Below are 21298 nucleotides of genomic sequence, written 5' to 3'. Positions count from 1 at the left end.
TAAATAATCGGCGCTGCTTCAGCGCCGTTTTTTCTGGAGAGCACTATGCTGCGGCGTTATCGTTTTGAGCTCATCCTGATCCTGTTAATCATTTGCGCAGTGGTTGCGACCCGCTTTTTCCTCTATTAATCATTTCGTCTTTCTCTCCCGTTTTGCCGCCTGGCTCAGACTTCACGGAAGGTGAATGTCGCGCAAATATTGTTGCCCGCCCTTATCACTCTCTTTTACCCTGCCGCTGCCAGCGGCGCAAATCATGCCCGGCGCCCGAAGACGCCAGACACGTTAGCAATAAACCATCGCGCGCCTGGCCCCCACGCGGCGGCCAGACTCATCACAACGCACGTACCGCTTCCATCACCAGATAGCCGGTTGCGCCCCAGATGGCCACCGAGACCAGGGAAACATAGACCAGTGCGCGAATACCTTTTTTAGACATATACCCTCCGAACGCCGGGGAAATAGAATTCAGGCTATCATCGCCGGTATTACCTCTCTATTTACTCAACGGCCGGGTGACGGTAACAACGTTTTCGGTGAGAAAATGTTTCGCATTGAAAATAATTACGTGAGGCGTAAAGAAGTGCGAATTCTGGTGAAGTTCTGGCGGGTAAAAGTATTATTTTTGCGCATTATGCTGCCAAACCAGGAATAACCTCAAAGAGGTATTGCTGCATTATTCGCCAATTTCAGTACGTTCTGATACACGAATGTGCTTGCGCCAGACCGTGCTTTCTGCGGAAATAGCAGCAGAAGGTTAATGGTATTAACCGATTGAAATCAGAAGGTTTTACCCGCGCCAGAGCCTGTCGCGCGCAGATGAGACATGCCGTTTGGCCTGATTAGAATTATTGTTTACTTTCAAAAACTTAAATCTCCTGCTACTGTCAATAGACATCATAGCCTCCCCCAGAGAGTGATATGCGTAGAGACGTTCTGTTATTACTGTGTTCATTTTATCTGTTACCTCTGGGCGCACATGCCGAAGATAGCGGACTGAGCGCCAAAGATATTAAGACGTTGTTTTTCGGCCACGATGAGCGTAAAGCGGTGAGCCGCCCGGAGGAGAGTCCGTGGGACGCGATTGGCCAGCTGGAGACCGCCAGCGGCAATCTGTGCACGGCGACGCTCATCTCCCCCAATCTGGCGCTGACCGCAGGCCACTGCCTGTTAACGCCCCCGCGCGGCAAGCCGGACAAAGCGGTCGCTCTGCGCTTTATTTCCCGCAAGGGCAACTGGGTGTATGAGATCCACGGCATTGACGGACGCGTGGATCCCGGATTAGGCAAGCGTCTGAAAGCCGACGGTGACGGCTGGATCGTTCCCTCCGCCGCGGCGCCCTCGGATTTTGGCCTGATCGTGCTGCGCTATGCTCCCTCGGGCATCACGCCGATCCCGCTCTTCCCCGGCAGTAAGGCCGATTTAACCGCCGCGCTTAAGGCGGCGGACCGGAAAGTGACCCAGTCAGGTTATCCTGAAGATCATCTGGACAATCTTTACAGCCATCAGGATTGCATCGTCACCGGCTGGGCGCAAAACAGCGTCCTGTCGCACCAGTGTGACACCCTGCCCGGCGACAGCGGCTCGCCGCTGCTGCTGAAAACCGCGGACGGCTGGCAAGTGATCGCCGTGCAAAGTTCGGCTCCCGGCCCGCAGGATCGCTGGCGGGCGGACAACCGCGCCATCGCGGTGACCGGCTTTCGCGATAAGCTGGAGGCGCTGGCCGGAGAGTAATTACCCCTGCTGCCGACGCCGCTGCAGCAGGTCGGCGATCGGCATCGGTTTACTGAAGTAAAAGCCCTGTAGCCGGTCGCAACCGGCCCGCCGCAGCAGCGCCAGCTGTTGCGGATCTTCAACCCCCTCCGCCACGACCGTCATCCCCAGCGCGCGGGCGATGCGCACCGTGCCGCGCACCATCTCCGCCGCCTGCACATCGCAATCCACCCGCCCGGCGAGGGATTTGTCAATCTTCAGGCTGTCAAAGCGAAAGCGGCGTAAATAGCCGATGCTGGAGTAACCGGTGCCAAAATCGTCCAGCGCCACGGCGATGCCCTGGGCCTTCAGATTCTCCACCACCGCCTGCGAACGTTCCGGATTTTCCAGCACATAACTCTCCGTCACCTCCACCTGCAGGCGCGACGGCGGAAAGCGGCAGGCAGCGACCGTTTCCATCACCCGGCTTTCAAACGCCGGATCGCGAAATTGCGCCGGCGAGATGTTCACCGACAGCAGCAGATCGCCCACCGGCTGCAGGTCGCTGCAGGCGCGTTGCAGGACGAACTGGCCGAGGGCGTCAATCAGGCCGCTACTCTCGGCAATGGCGATAAACGCATCCGGCGCCAGCGCACCCTGCGGGCGACGCGGCCAGCGCAGCAGCGCTTCAACGCCGGTCATCGCCAGCGTATCGGCATCGACCACCGGCTGATACCAGACCTCAAATTCATCCTGCTCCAGCCCCTGACGGATGCCATTCTCAATCATCAGCTGATGACGTCGCACGGCATCCAGCGCATCGTCATACCAGGCCGTCCGCCCCTTGCCGCTCTTCTTGGCGTGGTACATGGCGATATCCGCCCGGCGAAACAGTTCGGTACTGGAGCATTCCGCCGGAGTACCGCTGGCGATGCCGATGCTGGCGCCGATATAAATTGTGCGTTTGCTCAGCGCCACCGGCGCTTTAAGCAGCTCCAGCGCCGCCCAGGCGAACGCCGCGGCCCGGTCGATCGCCTGTTCGCCGCTCACCGCCATGGCGAACTCATCCCCGCCCATTCTTGCCAGCATGGCCCCCGCCGGCACCCGTTTTTGCAGCGCGCTGGCGATATGGCGGATCAGAGTGTCGCCCACATCGTGGCCATAGTTATCATTCACATCCTTAAAACCGTCCAGATCGATAAACACCACGCACTGCATATCGTGCTTACTCGTGTCGCACACCTGGCTGAGCCGCAGCAGCAGCGCACGCCGGTTGGGCAGGCGGCTAAGCCAGTCAATCAGGGCGATCTCCCGCGCCTGACGTTCGCCGCGGGCCAGCTTATACATGCCGAGGCTGCTGAACAGAATAAACAGCAGGATCAGGCTGGCGGCCACCCCGGCGATCAGCCGCATACTGCCTGACGAGGCCAGGGCCGCTTCGGCGCCGGGCAGACGCGGCTGCCACGCCAGATAGCCCAGAACCTCGCCTCCCTGCGTGCGCAGCGGGATCCGATGTTCGCCTGGGCCGTCGCTGAGATGCAGATGGCTTATCTGGAAGGTGTCGCCTAAACGCTCCAGCAGCTGAGGGCTGATGTGCCGGGTAATGACCAGATAGCGTCGGGTCTCGTCAGCCACCTGCAGCCGGCCGCTCGTCGGCCGTATCAGGCCGATGCCGACGAAAGCGATCCCGGCTTCGGTACGTGTGATGCCGGCGAAGGCGTTTTTCCCCTCGCGCAGAGCCTGTGCATGATAGCGGATCAGGCTGGTCAGCCCGGCGCCGAGAAATGAGAGGTCTGCCCGGGGCATGACCTGACTCTGAAAGGCGCCCCACAGGATGTGGTAATGTTCATCAAGGACAAAGGTGCCGTCATACAGGTTGTTGATTTTGAAGCCGGATCCCCAGGAGTCGTACAGCCATTTTTGATCCAGGCTGGGAGCGTAAGTCTGGGTCACCGCATCGTCCCAGATAGCATTGTCCAGCACCAGCGACAGCACCCGGTTGACCGAGGTCTGCACCGCCCCTTCCACTGACAGGACCGAGCGCTGCTGGTCAATTTCATTGGATTTGCTGGCAATGAGGTGTTGCGAGAGGTAAAGCAGGGAGATCACCGACGCGGTGAGGCCGAGCCCGGCGAGAAAAATCATTATTGACAACGTCCTGGCGGAAGGAATTTTCCGCCAGCCGAAAGCTGTGAGCATGCGCAGTCCTCATCGTCACCGGGCACAATACCTGCGGGGCCGGTCTTGAGTAAGCATACTACAGCGAACCCGTTTTGCCGCCTGGCTTTGCAGGCGGCGCGACGTCAGGCGAGTTTAATTAACACCATGCCGGCAACCAGCAGGATGACTCCCGCCCAGCCTTTGTTATTCAGGCGCTGGCCAAACAGCACCCAGCCGGCGGCGATGGTCGCCGCGATACCGAAGCCGCCCCACAGCGCATAGGCGACCGACAGATCGATGCCTTTCACCGCCTGCGACAGGGCGCTGAACGCGCCCAGCACCGCCGCCAGCGACAGAATGCCATAGACCTTGCGGCGGAAACCGTCGGAAAACTTCAAAAAGACGTTGGCAATAATTTCCAGAACAATGGCGATAGCCAGCCAGATGGCGTGGATCCACTCAAACTGCTGCATGAGCCACCTCCGGCTTCGACGACGCTTTTTTCTGGGTGCCGGACTTAATTAAGACGATCCCCACTACCAGGGTAGTCAGACCGGCTATTTTCAGCAGCGACAGGCTTTCATCAAACAACAGTACGCTGAACAGGGTGATCAGCAAAATACCAATCCCTTCCCATAACGCGTAGGCCACGCCGAGGGCAATTTTTTTAACCGCAAAGGCGAGAAAAATATATGACAGGGCAATCATGGCCAGCATTAAAATAAAGCCGGTATGCCCACCGCTAATGCTTGCCCATTTCATCGACAAGGTGCCGGTAATTTCAGCAATAATCGCTAAAGCTAATAAAATCCAATAAAACATGATCCCTTCTCCTGCTTGAGAATATAATCCATTACCGTTTACGCGACGCGTAAACAGGAAAATTTCTGACGTAGATTTCGCTGTGCGCTTGGCGCCAGCTCAGGCAGAAAGAAGGTGACTATAGCGCCGAATGCCAGTGCTGTTCGCCGGCAAAACGGGAAAAAGTGAGGGATACTGCGGGGTGATTTAAAATATACATCCTGAACTGATTGTCCATAAAATTACAATTATCCGCGGTGTTGCTTCTCGTCCGGTGCGGATGAAAATTGTCCTCAGTAGTTAAACACAGGTAGATTTGTAGCATAGTGCTACATTTTATTCAAAGACTTTGCAATTCTTTACGCCGCGGTTTTGCTGCAATGCGTTTTTTCTGAAAAAAAACGTCATTATGCTAATGTAACGCAACCTGTTAACAGGCAAGGAAGATTGAGGACGGGATCCTATGGCTAAACCTATTATTACACTTAACGGATTAAAGATGGTCATCATGCTGGGCATGCTGGTGATCATCCTGACCGGCATTCGCTTTGCGGCAGACATTATTGTCCCGTTTATACTCGCGCTTTTTCTGGCGGTGATTATTAATCCGCTGGTCCAGCTGCTGGTCCGCTGCCGGGTGCCACGCGTGCTGGCGATCTCATTGCTGATCGGCCTTATCGTCATGTTAGCCGTTGTGCTGCTGGCCTCGCTGGGGACCTCGCTTAACGAGCTGGCGCGCACCCTGCCGCAGTACCGCAACTATCTCTACGAACCGATGCAAACCATCGCTCCCTGGCTGCAGCGCCTGGGCTTTACCGTCTCGGTGGTGGAGCTTAACAAATACATCGACCCCAACGCCGTGATGACCCTGGTCACCGGTCTGCTCACTCAGCTGTCGAACGCCATGTCCTCGATTTTTCTGCTGCTGCTGACGGTGGTGTTTATGCTGCTGGAGGTTCCGCAACTGCCCGCCAAACTGCAGCACCTGATGTCCCGCCCGGTAGAAGGCATGGGGGCCATTCAGCGCGCCATCGACAGCGTGTCGCATTATCTGGTGCTGAAGACCGCGATTAGCCTGGTCACCGGGCTGGTGGTCTGGGGCATGCTGGTTCTGCTGGACGTGCGTTTCGCCTTTATGTGGGGGCTGCTGGCCTTCGCGCTGAACTATATTCCCAATATTGGCTCCGTGCTGGCGGCCATCCCGCCGATCCTGCAGGTCCTGGTATTCGGCGGTCTGTACGAGGCGCTGGTGGTGCTGGCCGGCTATCTGATCGTTAACCTGGTGTTCGGCAATATTCTCGAACCGCGGATCATGGGGCGTGGCCTGGGACTCTCCACCCTGGTGGTATTCCTGTCGTTGATCTTCTGGGGCTGGCTGCTGGGTCCGGTCGGTATGCTCCTGTCGGTGCCGTTGACGATCATCGTCAAAATCGCCCTCGAGCAGACCAGCGGCGGCCAGAGCATCGCATTCTTATTAAGTGATGTGAGCAAAGAGTAACCCTTCCCCGGGCCGGCGACTGGCCGGCCCCCTCTCCCTGACACCTGTGGTAGACCACTACGCCTTTCGTATTATTGATCCTCATCACAAAGGGCCAATCACAATTGTTACTCTCAGGCTAACGATTGGCCGCCGTGCTTAATTGATGCTCCGCGCCTCGCATCGCACACTACCCTCCACCAGGACAAACAAAACGATTTGTCGAATCAGGAGGTTAATAATGAATGCCGAACAAACGACGGGGCGGGTCTGGAACCGTCGCCGGACGGAAAAGCAGCGGCGGCTGGCCGAGGCCAACATCCCCGGCAAAGTCATCCCCACTGACCAGCTGGTCAGCGTACTGGAAAACCTGATCGCCCCCGGCGACCGGGTGGTGCTGGAAGGCAACAACCAGAAGCAGGCCGATTTCCTCTCCCGCATGCTGGCGGAAGTCAATCCGCAGAAAATCCACGATCTGCATATGATCATGCCGAGCGTCGGGCGTAGCGAGCATCTGGACCTGTTTGAAAAAGGTATCGCCCGCAAACTCGATTTCTCCTTCTCCGGTACCCAAAGCCTGCGCATTTCGCAGCTGCTGGAAGATGGCCTGCTGGAAATCGGCGCCATTCATACCTATATCGAACTCTACTCCCGCCTGTACGTCGATCTGTCGCCCAACGTCGCGCTGATCGCCGGCTACAAAGCCGACCGTAAAGGTAACCTGTATACCGGGCCGAGTACCGAAGATACCCCGGCACTGGTGGAAGCCGCCGCCTTCCACGACGGTATTGTTATCGCCCAGGTTAACGAACTGGTGGACGACGAGTGCGATCTGCCCCGTGTCGATATTCCCGGCTCGTGGATTGATTACGTGGTGGTCGCCGACAAGCCGTTCTTTATTGAACCGCTGTTCACCCGCGACCCGCGCCTGATTAAGCAAGAACACATTCTGATGGCGATGATGGCGATCAAGGGCATCTACGCCGAGCATCAGGTGCAGTCCCTCAACCACGGGATCGGCTTCAACACCGCCGCCATCGAACTGCTGCTGCCGACTTACGGCGAACAGCTCGGTCTGAAAGGCAAAATCTGTAAACACTGGACCCTGAACCCGCATCCGACGCTGATCCCGGCGATTGAGAGCGGCTGGGTGGAGAGCGTGCACTGCTTCGGCGGCGAGCTGGGGATGGAAGAGTACATCCGCGCCCGTCCGGATATCTTCTTTACCGGCCCGGACGGCTCCATGCGCTCCAACCGCGCCTTCTGCCAGCTGGCGGGGCAATACGCGGTGGATATGTTTATCGGTTCGACCCTGCAGGTTGATGGTCTGGCTAACTCCTCGACCGTCACCCGCGGCCGCCTTTCCGGCTTCGGCGGCGCGCCGAACATGGGCCACGATCCGCACGGCCGCCGCCACGCCACCCCTGCCTGGCTCAATATGATCACCGAGCCAGACCCCATGCAGCGCGGTAAAAAACTGGTGGTGCAGATGGTCGAAACCTTTCAGGCCGGGGTGAAGCCGACCTTTGTTGAGACCCTCGACGCGGTCGACGTCGCCAAAACCTCCGGCATGCCGCTGGCGCCGGTGATGATTTACGGCGATGACGTCACCCACGTGCTGACCGAAGAGGGTATCGCCTACCTGTATCGTGCGGAAAGCCTGGAAGAGCGCCGGGCGATGGTCGCCGCCGTGGCCGGGATCACCGACATTGGCCTCGGAGTGGACGCGAAACGCGTGGCTGCCCTGCGTCAGAGCGGCAAAGTGGTCTACCCGGAAGATCTCGGCATTCGCCGCAGCGAGGCCACCCGTTCGCTGCTGGCCGCCGGCAGCGTCGCCGACCTGGTGGAATGGTCCGACGGACTGTACAACCCACCGGCAAAATTCCGGAGCTGGTAATGAAAATTCTCTCCCCCCTGCACGCAGAAAGCCGCGTCAGCTGGCTGGCGGATACCGCCAGCGCCTGTCTGATTGACGAAGCCCGTCTGAGCCCGAAACCGGGTCTGGTCGACAGCCGCGGCAGCGGCGCGCATCAGGACCTCACGCTGGCGCTGATGGAACGCTCCGCCCGCAGCCTGCAGCCGACCTTCCACGCGCTGGCCCAGCAAAGCTGGCGCCGCCCGGCGGATATCGCGCTGCGCGAAACCGTCGGCCGCCTCGGCCGGGAAGGCGAAGCGCAGATGATGCAGTCCACCGGCGGGGTCAATACCCACCGCGGCGCCATCTGGGCGCTGGGGCTGCTGGTCAGCGCGGTAGCGATGTTGGGGGGAGCGGGTCATTCACAGGCGATCGCCGACACCGCCGCCGCCCTCGCCCGCCTGCCCGACGGCCTGGCGCCGAAAAGCTTCAGTAAAGGGCTACGCGCCAGCCGCCGCTGGCAGGTGCCGGGCGCGCGCGAAGAGGCGCAGCGCGGTTTCCCGCATATCACCGCCCTGGCGCTGCCGCAGTTACAGCAAAGCCGCGCCCGGGGCGCCAGCGAGCCGCAGGCGCAACTTGACGCGCTGATGGCCATCATGACCTCGCTGAGCGATACCTGCGTGCTGTCGCGCGCCGGCATGACCGGCCTGCAGACCATGCAGCAGGGCGCCCGCGCGGTGCTGGCGGCCGGCGGTTGCGCCAGCGTCGAAGGACGCGCCGCCCTGGCGCGGCTTGACGCGCAGATGCTGGCGCACAACGCCTCGCCGGGCGGCGCCGCCGATCTCCTTGCCGCCACCCTGTTTCTCGACCGGGTTGCCGGCTAACGCATTCAGAGGATGTTATGGAACAGATTACATTGTCATTTCCTGCCAGCCGCGCCCTCCGCGGCCGAGCGCTGGCAGGGGTTGTAGGTTCAGGCGATATGGAAGTGCTCTATACCGCCGCCGGGAGCGATACGCTCAGCGTGCAAATTACCACCTCGGTGGATAACAGCCAGGCGCGCTGGCAGGCGCTGTTCGACCGGCTGAGCCTGATCAACGGCCTGCCCGCCGGGCAGTTGATTATTCACGACTTCGGCGCCACGCCGGGCGTCGCCCGTATTCGTATTGAACAAGTCTTTGAGGAGGCCGCTCATGCGTAACGATCGCAGCTTTATCGAACTGCGCGCTCGCGAACGCGCCCACGCACTGCTGGACGACGGCAGCTACCGTGAACTGCTGGATCCGTTTGACGGCATTATGTCGCCGTGGCTCGGCGCGCAGGGCATTGTCCCGCAGTCCGACGACGGTATGGTGGTCGCCAAAGGCACTATCAACGGCCAGCCGGCGGTGGTGATTGCTATCGAAGGCACCTTCCAGGGCGGCAGTATGGGCGAGGTCTCCGGCGCCAAAATGGCCGCCGCGCTGGAGCTGGCGGCGGAGGATAACCGCAACGGTATTCCGACGCAGGCGGTCCTGTGCCTCGAAACCGGCGGCGTACGTCTGCAGGAGGCCAACCTTGGCCTGGCCGCCATCGCCGATATCCACGCCGCGATTGTCGATCTGCGCCGCTACACCCCGGTAGTCGGCATCATCGCTGGCACCGTCGGCTGCTTCGGCGGCATGTCCATCGCCGCCGCGCTGTGCAGCTATCTCATCGTCACCCGAGAAGCCCGTCTCGGCCTCAACGGCCCGCAGGTTATCGAGCAGGAAGCCGGCATTGAAGAGTACGACTCGCGTAACCGGCCGTTTATCTGGAGCATGACCGGGGGTGAAATTCGCGCCGCCAGCGGGCTGGTCGACGCGCTGGTTAACGATGGCGTTAACGCCGTTAAAACCGCAATGAACGAGGCGATCGCCAAAGGCGTACCGGCGCAGCACCGCAGCGACAATTATGACGACTATCTGCGCCGTTTAAGCCAGTTCGACACCCGCCAGCAGGCGGATACCGCGCAGATTAAACAGCTTTTTGCCCGGGAGGAAAAATAATGAGTCAGTTCCCAAACCGCGCCGCGCTATGGCTGAACAAACTGGCGCCCGAGGCGCCGCTGATGAGCGGCCTGTGCCCTTCCGTGCAGGTCGCAGATGGCCAGATTGATGGCGAAAGCGTCCGCTTTATCGCCGTGGTGCCTGACGCCAACAACCACTACCCGCGCGCCGCCGGCGGTGAAGTCGGCCTGCTGGAAGGCTGGACGCTGGCGAAAGTGGTCAATGAAACCATCGCCGCCGACGCCGACCAGGCCCGCAAACGGCCGATCGTCGCCGTGATCGATGTGCCGAGCCAGGCCTATGGCCGTCGCGAAGAAGCCTTTGGTATTCACCAGGCGCTGGCCGGAGCGGCAGGCGCCTACGCCAAAGCCCGTCTGGCCGGCCACCCGGTGATTGGCCTGATCGTCGGCAAAGCGATGTCCGGGGCGTTTCTGGCCCACGGCTACCAGGCCAACCGTCTGATCGCCTTTAACGACAGCGGCGTACTGGTCCACGCGATGGGTAAAGCGTCGGCCGCGCGCATTACCCTGCGCAGCGTGGAGGCACTGGAGAAACTGGCGGCGACCATCCCGCCGATGGCCTATGACGTCAGCAACTACGCCACGCTCGGCCTGCTCTCCGCTCTGCTTGACATCAGCCATCCGGACGCCCCTGACGACCACGATCTGGCGCTGGTGAGCCACACCCTGCGCGACGCCATCACTGACGCGCGCCAGGATCCCTCGCTGAAGTGCCGCCTGGGTGCGGAAAACCGCCGCAGCTCGCAGCGGGTCCGCGACCTGATGCGCGCCAGCTGGTAACACGTTCGTACGTAAGTAGTAGAAGAAAACCTGCCGGAAGCCGTCCCCCGGAGCGCGTCATAACCGCGCCGGGTAGGGACGGCTTTTAGAAAAAATAACAATCGCGCCAGTACTCTATTTTATTTACAGGTGATTTATGACTTATGTGATTATTCATGCTCTTGCCCCGATTTTCGTCATTATGCTGCTGGGCTTCTGGGCCGGTAAGGCCGGGATGGTAGATAACAAAAATGTCTCCCTGCTCAATATCTTTGTAATGGACTTTGCCTTACCCGCTACGCTGTTCAGCGCCACGGTGCAAACTCCGTGGGCCGGTATCGTCGCCCAGTCGCCACTGGTGCTGGTGCTCACTGGCGCGATGTGGATCACCTACGCCGGGATTTACTTCCTCGCCACCAGCGTCTTCAAACGCACCCCGCAGGATGCCGCGGTGCTGACCCTCACCGTCGCCCTGCCGAACTATGCCGCGCTGGGCCTGCCGATCCTCGGCAGCGTGCTGGGTGAAGGCGCATCGACTTCGCTGTCGGTGGCGGTCTCTATCGCCTGCGGTTCGGTACTGATGACCCCCTTCTGCCTGCTGATTCTGGAACGTGAAAAAGCCCGCGCCGCGGGGGAAACCACCGGTTCTACGCTGGCGATGCTGCCGGTGCTGATGTGGCGTTCGGTGAAAAAGCCGATCGTCTGGGGCCCGCTGCTCGGGGTGGTGCTTTCCGCTATCGGCATTAAAATGCCGGACCTGCTGCTGGCCGCCATCAAACCGCTGGGCCTGGCCGCCACCGCCGCGGCGCTGTTCCTCACCGGGGTGATCCTCTCGGCGCGTAAACTGCAGCTCAATGCGCTGATCGCCACCTCCACCATCGTGAAACTGCTGGTGCAGCCGTTTATTGCCTGGGGTCTGGTGATGCTGCTGGGTCTGCACGGCTCTATCGCCATTACCGCGATCCTGATGATTGCCCTGGCCGCCGGCTTCTTCGGCGTGGTCTTCGGCAACCGCTTCGGCGTGCAGTCCCCGGATGCTGAAGCCGTGCTGCTGTTGAGCTCGGTTCTGTGTATCCTGTCGCTACCGCTGTTTATCTCTTTGACTTCAGGACTGTAAACCATGTCATCAACGCCGCGTCCCCACGATTTAGTGTGGTTAAACCACGCCAGCGCCCTGGAAGATATAGCCGAGCCGTGGGTGGCTCAGCAGTGGCGAGTCGCGCTGCCGGTGGTGGTGAGGCGCGATGTTGACGGCCAGGGCCGCATCCCGGTTGGGGTGCGGGGCATGAAGCGCGAACAGCGCGCCGCCGGCTGGGTACAGGCGCACAATATCGTGCGCAGCGTCACCCCGGAGATGCTGGTGGAGCGCGAGCGCCTGCTGGGCTCCCCTTTTGTTTCGCAGCCGCCGGTCCAGGCGGCTATCGCCCTGACGCTGGGCGACTGGCCCTGGCGCTGGGGCATCACCGGCAGCACCGGCTACGCGCTGGCGACCGAAATCCCGGTACTTCATGCGGCAAGCGATCTGGATCTCCTGATCCGCGCCCCGCAGCCGCTGGCCCGCGAGGCGCTGCTGGAATGGCAGTCCCGGGTGGCACAGCTCCCGTGCCGCGCCGATACCCAGGTCGAAACGCCATACGGCGCCTTCGCCCTCAATGAGTGGCTACGCGATGGGCGAGCGCTGCTGAAAACGTCCCGCGGCGCGCGCTTAACCGCTGCGCCGTGGCGCAGGGAGGAATGATGAAGATTTTGTTTACTTTTCCCGGACAGGGTGCCCAGCGTCCCGGCATGCTGGCGGCTATCCCCGACCGCGAAGCGATCCTCAGCCAGGCGCGCGCCGTGCTGGGGGATGAAGTCGAGACTCTCGATAGCGCTGATGCGCTAAAACACACCCGTGCGGTCCAGCTCTGTCTGCTGATCGTCGGGGTAGCCTGGGCGCGCGAGCTACAGCGCCAGGGCGTTAATCCGCAGATGGTCAGCGGCCTCTCCATCGGCGCCTTTCCCGCAGCGGTCATTGCCGGCGCGCTCGATTTCGCCAGCGCGCTGCGGCTGGTAGCCCTGCGCGGCGATCTCATGGAGCAGGCCTATCCTGAAGGTTACGGGCTGACGGCGATTATGGGCCTGACCCGCCCGCGGCTTGAGGCGCTGATGCAGGGCCACGAGGTCTATCTCGCCAACCTCAACGCCGAAACGCAGATTGTGATCGCCGGACGCGATGAAGCCATGGCCGAAGTGGCACAGCTGGCGCTGCAGGCGGGCGCCAGCAAGGCGCAGCGGCTGGCGGTCAGCGTGCCATCGCACTGTGCGCTGCTGGATAAACCCGCCGCAGCGCTGGCAAAAGCCTTTGCCAACCTGACCTTAACGCGCCCGCAGTGCGCCTATTTAAGCGGCTCGACGGCGCGCGTGCTGTGGGATCCGCAGCGGATCGCCGACGATCTGGCGATGAACATGGCGCGCACCGTCCACTGGCAGGAGGCGATGATCGCCGCCGATGAGCGCGACGCGCGCTTAGCCATTGAGATGCCCCCCGGCGGGGTATTGACCTGCCTGACCCGCCAGGCGGGCTGGCGCGGAGAGACCCTTTCGCTGGAACGCAGCGGCGTGGACGTCGCCCGCCATCTGGCGCAGCGGCTTAGCGATTAAGGCTCCGGGCGTACATTCTCCCTTCCGCCGCCAGCGCCAGCAGGTCGGCATCGCGTTCGCGATGGTGTGAATAGACAATCGAGATCAGCTGGCGCATCTGGTACGGTTCCGCCAGCTTTAACAGCTGTACATCTTTTTCATAGACTTTTTTCATCCGCCCCGGCAGCAGCGCAAACCCGACGCCCGCCTGCACCAGGCTAATCATCGAAAAGATGTCATTCACCCGGGTGACGATCGTCGGCTCGAAGCCAGCGATATGAAACGCTTCCCGGAACCCGGCATAGGTGGCGAACCCCTCCGCCAGCGAGACGAATTTCCGGTCGGCGTAATCGCGCAGGTCAGCAAGCTGTGTGCTATCCAGCTGCGCTGTCGCCGGGGCGGCGAGAAAGATATCGTCCTCAAACAGCGGCACCACGTCGAAAGCGGTATTGTTGAACTCCCCTTCATTGGTGGCGATCAGGATAGCGTCGAGAGCGTCATCTTCCAGCATATCCAGCAGCATCTGGTTAGAGCCCATGGTGAGATCCAGCTCCAGCTCCGGGCGACGCAGCTTCATACCCATGATAATGCGCGGGACGGTTTCCAGGGTCAGGGAATAGAGGGTGCCGATGCGCAGCCGCCCCTGGCCGACGCCGGCGACTTTGCGCGTCGCCTCAAGGCCGCGGCTCATCAGACTCATCACATCCTGACAATATTCCAGCAGCGTCCACGCCGCCTGCAGCGGCAGCAGATTGCGCCCTTTATGGACAAACAGCGGGCAGCCCACCCCCTCTTCCAGGGTATGCAACGCGCGGTGAACGCTGACGCTGCTAAGCTTCATCGCTTCGGCGGTTCTGGCGATATTGCCCTTCGCCATAAACATCATAAAGACCGACAGCTTGCGGAAGGTGATCTCCTGGTTGATATCGTCTTGCATAGCCCTTCCACACTCCTGATTTGCTTTTCTTTTTTCAATTCAAATCAGTATATCGTTTATGACGGCAAAGTTGCAGGCAGAGAGCGGCTTAGGCCGGCAAGGAACGCAAAAAAGGGAAGACCGTGGTCTTCCCTTTTGTTCTCTATCGAGTTTGATTTTACAGCGCCATATCGTGCTGCGGCGAGGCGTCGCGCTGCGGCTCCGCCGGCTTCGCGGTCGCGGTGGGCGCAGCCGCTGGCATCTGGATCACCGGCGGTTTCGTCAGCTGCAGGGTCGCGGCGGTATCATCCCAAACCTGCTGGGTCAGCGCCACGTTACCGTTCAGCTTCTGACCGTAACTCGGCACGATCTGGTGGATACGGGTCTGCCACTCCGGCGAGTTAAACTGCGTCGGGAACATCTGCTTGAGCACATTGAGGGTGATCGGCGCGGCGGTGGAAGCCCCCGGCGACGCGCCGAGCAGCGCGGAAATGGTTTTCTGCTGATCGACCACCACTTCGGTGCCCAGTTTCAGCACGCCGCCCTTCTCTGCGTCTTTCTTAATGATCTGCACGCGCTGGCCGGCCTGGATCAACTTCCAGTCCTCTTTACGCGCGTCCGGGTAGTACTCTTTCAGCGCGGCGAAGCGGTCATCATCGCTGAGCATCACCTGGCTGACGAGATATTTCACCAGGTCGAAGTTATCGAGTCCGACGTGGGTCATCGGCAGCACGTTGTCAGTGGTGGTGGTGCTCAACAGGTCGAAGAAGGAACCGTTTTTCAGGAACTTGGTCGAGAAGGTGGCGAACGGCCCAAACAGCACCACGCGTTTGCCATCCAGGTAGCGGGCGTCAAGGTGCGGTACCGACATCGGCGGCGCGCCGACCGAAGCCTGGCCATACACTTTCTCGAGGTGCTGCGCGGTGACCGCCGGGTTCTCGGTCATCAGGAACGAACCGCCCACCGGGAAGCCAGCATAGTTGTCCGCTTCCGGAATACCGGTTTTCTGCAGCAGCTTCAGCGCGCCGCCGCCGGCGCCGATAAAGACGTATTTCGCGTCAATAGTCTGCGCTTCCCCGCTCTGCACGTTCTTAATGGTCACGTGCCAGGAGTTATCGGCATTGCGTTTGAAATCGGTGACCTCAGAGGAGGTTTGCAGGGTGAAATGGCTGTTTTTCTTCAGGCTGCCGATCAGCTGCCGGGTGATTTCGCCATAGTTAACGTCGGTACCTACCGGCGTCCAGGTGGCAGCGACTTTCTGCTGCGGATCGCGGCCTTCCATCACCAGCGGCGCCCACTGTTTAATTTGCGCGTGGTCGGTGGAGAATTTCATCCCCTGGAATAAGGTGGTCTGCTGCAGCGCGGTATAACGCTTCTGTAGATAGTCGACATTATCGCCCCAGACGAAACTCATATGCGGCGTGGAATTAATAAAGGAGTGCGGATCGTGCAAAATACCGCGCTTCACCTGTGCCGACCAGAACTGACGGGAGATCATAAACTGTTCGTTAATATCCAGCGCTTTGCTGACGTCAATCGATCCGTCGGCCCGCTCCGGCGTATAGTTCAGCTCCATATTCGCCGAGTGACCGGTACCGGCGTTATTCCAGCCGTTGGAAGATTCCAGGGCCACGCCGTCCAGTTTCTCCACCATCGTCAGGTCCCAGTCCGGCTGCAGCGCCTGCAGCCAGGTGCCAAGCGAGGCGCTCATGATCCCGCCGCCAATCAGCAGGAAGTCAGTTTTTTTAGAGGTATCCGCTTCAGCATGCGTCGCCGCGCTGACGAACATCGCTAATGCGGTAAAGGAAATAATCGTTTTTTTCATTGCAGGCATAATAGAATTATCACGTAGCACACGGTAATAAGAGGCAGCATATTAACGCACTTTTACTTTATTTTAAAATATCATTTACACTCTCGCATTTTTAATCAAATAATTATTTAACTTAAAAAATCAGAACGACGCAAAAAATAAAAGTCGCCGTAAAATTATCGCTGAAAATTCAGCGCGATTGCCGGGGAAAATAGAAAAGAGGGATTTCTTTAGTTAATAAAGTCCAGACGCGCACACCGTTGGTGCGCGCCTGGCGACAGGCTTAATGGGCGGGAGTGACAGCGCTGCGCTGGGCTTCGCGCAGGGCAAGACGCAGATGATCGTGATGTTTGGTCAGCAGCTCCCGCGCGTGCCAGGCGTCCAGCCCGCTGAGCAGCATCAGGATCGCGGTGCGGCAATGGTGGTGGCAGCGGGTCAGCGCGGCTTTTGCTTCGCTGCGCGTGCAGTCGGTGGCCGCCATGACAATCGCCACCTGCCGCTCCGCCCAGTGCGGAGTGTCAGCCTGCAGATCCACCCGCAGGTTGCTGTACACCCGGCCGTCACGGATAGCGAGGCCCGTCGACACCATGTTAAGGATCTGCCGCTGGGCCAGCCGGGCCTTCGGATTGGTCAAACCCGCCACCGCTTCCGGCCCGGTCTGCGGAGCAATAACAATATCCGCCAGCTGCGCCGCCTCGCTGGCCGCCTGCTGGGTCACCACCGCGATCGGGGCCCCCAGCGACCAGGCGTGGCGCATCGCCCCCCAGACCCACGGGGTCTTGCCGCTAACGGTCAGCGCCAGCAGCATATCGTGGCTGGAAAAGTCCAGCGACTGCAGCTCGAAGGCGCCAAGATCGTAATTATTCGCCGCCGTCTCCCGCTCGGCCATCGCCGCCGTCTGGCCACCGGCAATCAGCCCCACCAGCGCGTGTTTGCCTTCCGGAGAGTAGTCGCTGACCGCCTGGACTGCCGTGCGGCCTGATTCCCCGGCGCCGATAATGACCAGACGCCCTCCCCGGCTCATTGTCGCGGTGGCGATATCAATCAACCGGGCGATATCCGGCAGACAGGCGCCGACCGCCTCCGATATCTGCTTATCATCCTGATGCAGCATCGCCAGCATGTCGGCGGTGGCGAGGCGATCGATGTGGGTGGTATCCGGGTGACGACGTGCCTGCATTGACGCGGTTAGCGAACTGCTCATAACAACCTCCATTTACGACAGAAAAAGCGCATCTCGGCGAAATCAGCGGCCTGATGCATATCCTTATATTCATCAGGACTATTTAACCTCTGTCGCCACTATAAGGGGAATCTTCCGCGCTTTACCGCCGTCGGGGTCACAGTTTACCGTCCCGATCGCCCGTTCACGGGCAATTGCCGATTATCTGAGCAATCCTGTCTCAGGTCTTATCTTCGCCTTCCGCCTGCATGGCCAGCCAGAAGGATTGCTGACAGAGGTTATAAAATTGTTTGCGCATTGGCTTCACCTTCAGGCCGGCGCTATCGATAACCTGCCAGTCGATCCAGCACTCCGGGCAGGAGGCGGCATCCTGTTGCGGAAGCTCGAGCTCGTAGCGGTGCTGGATCACCACCCCGCTGCGATGCCGCCAGCGCGCGATCTCCCACTCTGCTTCCGCTTCACGGTCCTGTTCACGATGCTGCGTCAGTCGTTCAACGTGCTGTTGCCGGAGGATATCCCGGACCAGAGATGCCAGTTCCATCATGTCTGCCTTAAGCCTGTGGCGAAAAGCGACAGTTTATCGTGGACGGGCCGAGGCTACCGTAGCAAAAGCGGCCTTTTGCTTTGATTACACGGCTTTATGAATGCCGCGCTATCAGCGATAATAATCGTTCACTGAATCTATCCGGGATCGTCATGAAGGCATCAGAGCACCCGCCTCGCGTTCGTCAACGCGCCTTACCGCTAAAGCTGAGCACCGCCGTCTCCTTGATGATTGGCAGCGTGATCGGCGCCGTGCTGCTGCTGGTCTATGCCCTGTGGTATATGCAGATCAGCAATGCCACCCGCGACGGCCTGAAAGAGACCGCGCTGGCGGTGGCGCGCACCATGGCTGATATGCCGCAGGTGAAGCGCGGACTGGCGGCGCCGCCGCAGCAGCAGATTATTCAGCCGCTGGCGCAGGCCATCACCCGGCGCAACGACCTGCTGTACGCTATCGTCACCGATATGCACGGTATTCGCTATTCGCATCCGGACAGCTCAATTATTGGCAAACCCTTCATCGGCCACGATATCCAGCCGACGCTGCAGGGAAAAGAGAACGTGGCCATTAACCACGGGGTGCTGGCCCCGGCGCTGCGAGTATTTACCCCGGTGTTCAACGACCAGCATCAGCAGATTGGCGTGGTAGTGGTCGGCATTTCGCTGAGTAAAGTGGACGAGCAGATCGCCAACAGCCGCTGGGACGTGCTGCTGACCATCCTGTTCAGCGCGCTGGTCTGCGCCATCGGCACCTGGAGCCTGGTGCGCGGCCTGAAGCGCGTCCTGCTGGGGCTGGAGCCGCACGAAATCTCCACTCAGTTTCAGCAGCGTCAGGCCATGCTTCACGCCCTCAAGGAGGGGGTGGTGGCCGTCGATGCCCATGGTGAGGTTAACCTGATCAACCCGGCGGCGCGCGAGATACTCTTTTCCGGGCCGGACAAGACCCTCGCGCATACCCCGCTGCTGGCCGACCTGCAGACGGTTTTGCACAGCGGCGAGCCGATGTACGACCGCGAGCTGGGGTGCAATGGCCTGTTGCTCATCAGCAACACGGTGCCTATCCGCAGCCAGGAGGCGGTGGTCGGCGCCATCTGTACCTTCCGCGATAAGACCGAAGTCAGCCAGCTGCTGCAGCGGCTGGACGGCATGATGAGCTATGTGGATGCCCTGCGCACCACCTCACATGAGTTTATGAACAAACTGCACGTGATCCTCGGCCTGCTGAATATGAAAAGCTATGGCAAACTCGAGGAGTACGTGCTGCAGACCGCCCACCGCTACCAGGCGGACATCGGCGATATTCAGCACCGCATTAAATCCCCGGTGGTGGCCGGCTTTCTGATAAGTAAAATGCAGCGCGCCACCGAGTGCGGCTTTACCCTTAAGCTGGCGGAAGAGAGCCTGGTGCCGGACTGCCCGAATGAGAAGCAGGTCACCGTGCTGGTGACGGTGCTGGGCAACCTTATCGAGAACGCGCTGGACGCCATGAGCGGTCAGGCGGAGGGCGAAATCGGCCTGCTGCTGCACTATCAGGACGGCTGGCTAAGCGGTGAAGTGAGCGACGACGGGCCGGGGATCCCGGAAAACAACATCGACGCTATCTTTAACAAAGGCTTCTCCACCAAAGGCGAGAATCGCGGCGTCGGGCTGTTTCTCGCCAACCAGCAATTACGCGAGCTGGGCGGCACCCTCGCCGTCGAGTCGGAACCCGGCGTATTTACCCAATTTTTTGTTCATCTCCCCTGGGATAGTAAAAGGAAACGTGCGTGATAAATGTGTTGATTGTTGACGATGATGCCATGGTGGCCGAACTGAATCGCCTGTACGTGGCAAGGGTTCCCGGCTTTCGTTGCAGCGGGAGCGCCTCGACGCTCAGTCAAGCCCGGGAGATGATTAACGATCCGCAGCTGGAGATCGATCTGGTGCTGCTGGATGTCTATATGCAGCAGGACAGCGGGCTCGATCTGCTGCCGACTATCCGTAAATCGGGGCGCGCCATCGACGTCATCATGATCACCTCGGCGGCGGATGCCGCCACGGTGCAGACCGCCATGCATTACGGAGTGGTCGATTACCTGATTAAACCTTTCCAGTTTCCCCGTTTTGAAGAGGCGCTCACCACCTGGCGGGAGAAGCGCAAGCTGATAACCGGTCAGCCCTATTACGAGCAGGCCGACGTTGACCGCCTGCTGCACGGCGGCGCGCCGGAGGCCAGCGACGCGCGCAAGCTGCCCAAGGGGCTCACCGCGCAAACCCTGCGCACCCTGTGCCAGTGGATTGACGCTCACCCGAACGTTGAATTCTCTACCGATGAGCTGGCGGCGGCGGTGAATATCTCCCGTGTTTCCTGCCGCAAGTATCTGATCTGGCTGGCGCAGATCAATATTCTCTATACCACTATCCACTACGGCGCCACCGGGCGGCCGGTCTATCGCTACCGCCTGGTGGCCGAACAGTACAGTTTGCTTAAGCAGTACAGTCAGTAACGCGGTAGCCGCTGTCCAGCGACGCAAAGCGCAAGCGCTGCGGCGATGACAGTATAATGTCGCGATTTTTGGTGACGAAAATCGCGTCGATATCCTGCCGATGACGCAACGCTGCGCAGCCTTTCTCGACGCCGAGGCCAAACAGCAGCGTGCTCCAGATATCGCCGTCTAAAGAATCGCTGGAAATCACCGTGACGCTGTCGAGTTCGTTGTCCAGCGGGTAACCGCTGCGCGGGTCGAGAATATGGTGCCAGCGCTTGCCGTCCTGCTCGAAATAACGTTCGTAGGTGCCCGAGGTGACTACCGACTGTCCGTTGACCGTCAGGGAACCGATCAGCGCCTGCGCATCGGCAAACGGTTTTTTCAGGCCAATAGCCCATTCGCCGAGGGTATGCACATTGCCGCCGAGGTTGATCAGCGCCCTTTCCACCTGCTGCTGACGCAGATAATCACGCACCCGGTCAGCGATATAGCCTTTGGCGATCGCCCCAAGATCCAGCTCCATCCCCGGCTGCTGAAGAAACACGCTGCAGGTTGCCTCATCAAGGATCACCTCCTGCGGGCGGGTCAGCGCCAGCCGGGCCCTGATTTCGCCGGCGTCAGGCACGCTGTGTCCCTGAAAGCCAATCCGCCACAGCTTCACCAGCGGCCCAATCGCGAGGTTAAAGGCGCTGTCGCGCACCATGCTAGCGGCTTTGGCGCACTGAATGAGCTGAAAGACCGGACGGCTGACGGTCACCGGGTGACGTCCGGCGGCGTGGTTGATATCCATCACCTGCGACTCGGCGCGGTTAACGGTAAGCAGATCTTCGTAGCGCTTGATTAACTGAAATACGCGGGAGGCCAGCGCCTCATCATGGGAGCAGAGTTTGAGCAGGATGGGAGAACCCATCAGAACGGCGGAGTAGCTATAGACGCGGTTATCAGACATCGGGCTCTCCTTAGTAGGG

The 21298-nt window shown here is 60.1% G+C and carries 21 protein-coding genes; 13 read left to right on the top strand and 8 right to left on the bottom strand.

The window, feature by feature from the left end:
* Nucleotides 1-918 precede the first annotated feature (918 nt).
* Complete coding sequence (locus MKR05_RS03220; protein WP_044522790.1) at nt 919-1731, top strand: serine protease; 813 nt, start codon at nt 919-921, stop codon at nt 1729-1731.
* Here the strand turns inward: MKR05_RS03220 and MKR05_RS03215 are convergent, their stop codons facing one another.
* Nucleotides 1732-3888 carry a bifunctional diguanylate cyclase/phosphodiesterase gene (locus tag MKR05_RS03215; RefSeq protein ID WP_072413147.1) on the bottom strand — a complete coding sequence of 719 codons (2157 nt, stop codon included), beginning with the start codon at nt 3886-3888 and terminating at the stop codon, nt 1732-1734.
* Here MKR05_RS03215 and MKR05_RS26940 point away from each other — a divergent pair.
* Nucleotides 3848-3937, top strand: coding sequence for an ArsR family transcriptional regulator (locus MKR05_RS26940; protein WP_258315333.1), 90 nt, complete (start codon nt 3848-3850; stop codon nt 3935-3937). The genes MKR05_RS03215 and MKR05_RS26940 overlap by 41 nt on opposite strands.
* A gap of 55 nt (nt 3938-3992) precedes the next feature.
* On the opposite strand, the gene kpnF is transcribed toward MKR05_RS26940, so the two are convergent.
* Together kpnF and kpnE are read right to left on the bottom strand one after the other, a co-directional pair.
* Nucleotides 3993-4322, bottom strand: coding sequence for a multidrug efflux SMR transporter subunit KpnF (gene kpnF / locus MKR05_RS03210; protein WP_023289540.1), 330 nt, complete (start codon nt 4320-4322; stop codon nt 3993-3995).
* Nucleotides 4309-4671 carry a multidrug efflux SMR transporter subunit KpnE gene (gene kpnE / locus MKR05_RS03205; RefSeq protein WP_032452729.1) on the bottom strand — a complete coding sequence of 121 codons (363 nt, stop codon included), beginning with the start codon at nt 4669-4671 and terminating at the stop codon, nt 4309-4311. The genes kpnF and kpnE overlap by 14 nt, the downstream gene beginning before the upstream one ends.
* Before the next feature lie 442 nt (nt 4672-5113).
* On the opposite strand from kpnE, the gene MKR05_RS03200 reads away from it, so the two are divergent.
* From MKR05_RS03200 to mdcH, 9 genes are all read left to right on the top strand, one after another.
* Nucleotides 5114-6148: an AI-2E family transporter gene (locus MKR05_RS03200; protein ID WP_284118061.1), complete on the top strand. Its 1035-nt coding sequence runs from the start codon at nt 5114-5116 to the stop codon at nt 6146-6148.
* A 220-nt stretch (nt 6149-6368) separates the two neighbouring features.
* A complete protein-coding gene (gene mdcA / locus MKR05_RS03195) occupies nt 6369-8024 on the top strand; it encodes a malonate decarboxylase subunit alpha (RefSeq protein ID WP_023289537.1) in 1656 nt (551 codons plus the stop codon).
* Nucleotides 8024-8866 carry a triphosphoribosyl-dephospho-CoA synthase gene (locus tag MKR05_RS03190; RefSeq protein ID WP_060590803.1) on the top strand — a complete coding sequence of 281 codons (843 nt, stop codon included), beginning with the start codon at nt 8024-8026 and terminating at the stop codon, nt 8864-8866. Before mdcA ends, MKR05_RS03190 begins: the two co-directional genes overlap by 1 nt.
* A gap of 17 nt (nt 8867-8883) precedes the next feature.
* Nucleotides 8884-9183, top strand: a complete 300-nt coding sequence (mdcC, locus tag MKR05_RS03185) for a malonate decarboxylase acyl carrier protein (RefSeq protein ID WP_049013501.1) — start codon at nt 8884-8886, stop codon at nt 9181-9183.
* On the top strand, nt 9176-10009 hold the full coding sequence (locus MKR05_RS03180; protein ID WP_049003718.1) for a biotin-independent malonate decarboxylase subunit beta: 834 nt from the start codon (nt 9176-9178) through the stop codon (nt 10007-10009). Before mdcC ends, MKR05_RS03180 begins: the two co-directional genes overlap by 8 nt.
* Nucleotides 10009-10809 (top strand): biotin-independent malonate decarboxylase subunit gamma, encoded by an 801-nt coding sequence (mdcE, locus tag MKR05_RS03175; RefSeq protein ID WP_284118060.1) that lies wholly within the window; start codon nt 10009-10011, stop codon nt 10807-10809. Before MKR05_RS03180 ends, mdcE begins: the two co-directional genes overlap by 1 nt.
* A 136-nt stretch (nt 10810-10945) precedes the next feature.
* A complete protein-coding gene (locus MKR05_RS03170) occupies nt 10946-11905 on the top strand; it encodes an AEC family transporter (protein WP_048297443.1) in 960 nt (319 codons plus the stop codon).
* A 3-nt stretch (nt 11906-11908) separates the two neighbouring features.
* The gene (locus MKR05_RS03165; protein WP_101991922.1) at nt 11909-12526 is read left to right on the top strand and encodes a malonate decarboxylase holo-ACP synthase; all 618 of its coding nucleotides are present in this window, start codon (nt 11909-11911) and stop codon (nt 12524-12526) included.
* On the top strand, nt 12526-13428 hold the full coding sequence (gene mdcH / locus MKR05_RS03160) for a malonate decarboxylase subunit epsilon (RefSeq protein ID WP_284118059.1): 903 nt from the start codon (nt 12526-12528) through the stop codon (nt 13426-13428). The genes MKR05_RS03165 and mdcH overlap by 1 nt, the downstream gene beginning before the upstream one ends.
* Here the strand turns inward: mdcH and MKR05_RS03155 are convergent.
* The 4 genes from MKR05_RS03155 to MKR05_RS03140 all read right to left on the bottom strand — a co-directional run bounded on the left by MKR05_RS03155 (nt 13418) and on the right by MKR05_RS03140 (nt 17860).
* Nucleotides 13418-14344 carry a LysR substrate-binding domain-containing protein gene (locus MKR05_RS03155; RefSeq protein WP_023289529.1) on the bottom strand — a complete coding sequence of 309 codons (927 nt, stop codon included), beginning with the start codon at nt 14342-14344 and terminating at the stop codon, nt 13418-13420. The two genes, mdcH and MKR05_RS03155, sit on opposite strands and share 11 nt — an antisense overlap.
* Before the next feature lie 157 nt (nt 14345-14501).
* On the bottom strand, nt 14502-16112 hold the full coding sequence (gene mqo, locus MKR05_RS03150; RefSeq protein ID WP_135734263.1) for a malate dehydrogenase (quinone): 1611 nt from the start codon (nt 16110-16112) through the stop codon (nt 14502-14504).
* A gap of 307 nt (nt 16113-16419) precedes the next feature.
* Entirely contained in the window at nt 16420-17340 is a 921-nt protein-coding gene (locus MKR05_RS03145) for an N-acetylmuramic acid 6-phosphate etherase (protein ID WP_044522765.1), read from the bottom strand.
* A gap of 199 nt (nt 17341-17539) precedes the next feature.
* A complete protein-coding gene (locus tag MKR05_RS03140; protein ID WP_044522762.1) occupies nt 17540-17860 on the bottom strand; it encodes a hypothetical protein in 321 nt (106 codons plus the stop codon).
* 155 nt (nt 17861-18015) lie between these two features.
* On the opposite strand from MKR05_RS03140, the gene MKR05_RS03135 reads away from it, so the two are divergent.
* Both MKR05_RS03135 and dcuR read left to right on the top strand, forming a co-directional pair.
* A complete protein-coding gene (locus MKR05_RS03135) occupies nt 18016-19632 on the top strand; it encodes a sensor histidine kinase (RefSeq protein ID WP_023289525.1) in 1617 nt (538 codons plus the stop codon).
* Complete coding sequence (gene dcuR / locus MKR05_RS03130; protein ID WP_044522752.1) at nt 19629-20348, top strand: two-component system response regulator DcuR; 720 nt, start codon at nt 19629-19631, stop codon at nt 20346-20348. The genes MKR05_RS03135 and dcuR overlap by 4 nt, the downstream gene beginning before the upstream one ends.
* Here dcuR and MKR05_RS03125 read toward each other — a convergent pair.
* Nucleotides 20329-21279, bottom strand: coding sequence for an FAD:protein FMN transferase (locus MKR05_RS03125; protein ID WP_178944484.1), 951 nt, complete (start codon nt 21277-21279; stop codon nt 20329-20331). The two genes, dcuR and MKR05_RS03125, sit on opposite strands and share 20 nt — an antisense overlap.
* Nucleotides 21280-21298 lie beyond the last annotated feature (19 nt).

Origin of the sequence: Klebsiella sp. K5-204 (genome assembly GCF_030128585.1) — a bacterium.
Taxonomy (GTDB): Bacteria; Pseudomonadota; Gammaproteobacteria; order Enterobacterales; family Enterobacteriaceae; genus Klebsiella; species Klebsiella quasipneumoniae.
Note: the sequence above shows the minus strand (reverse complement) of the source record. Positions and strands in the feature narration are given on the sequence as shown.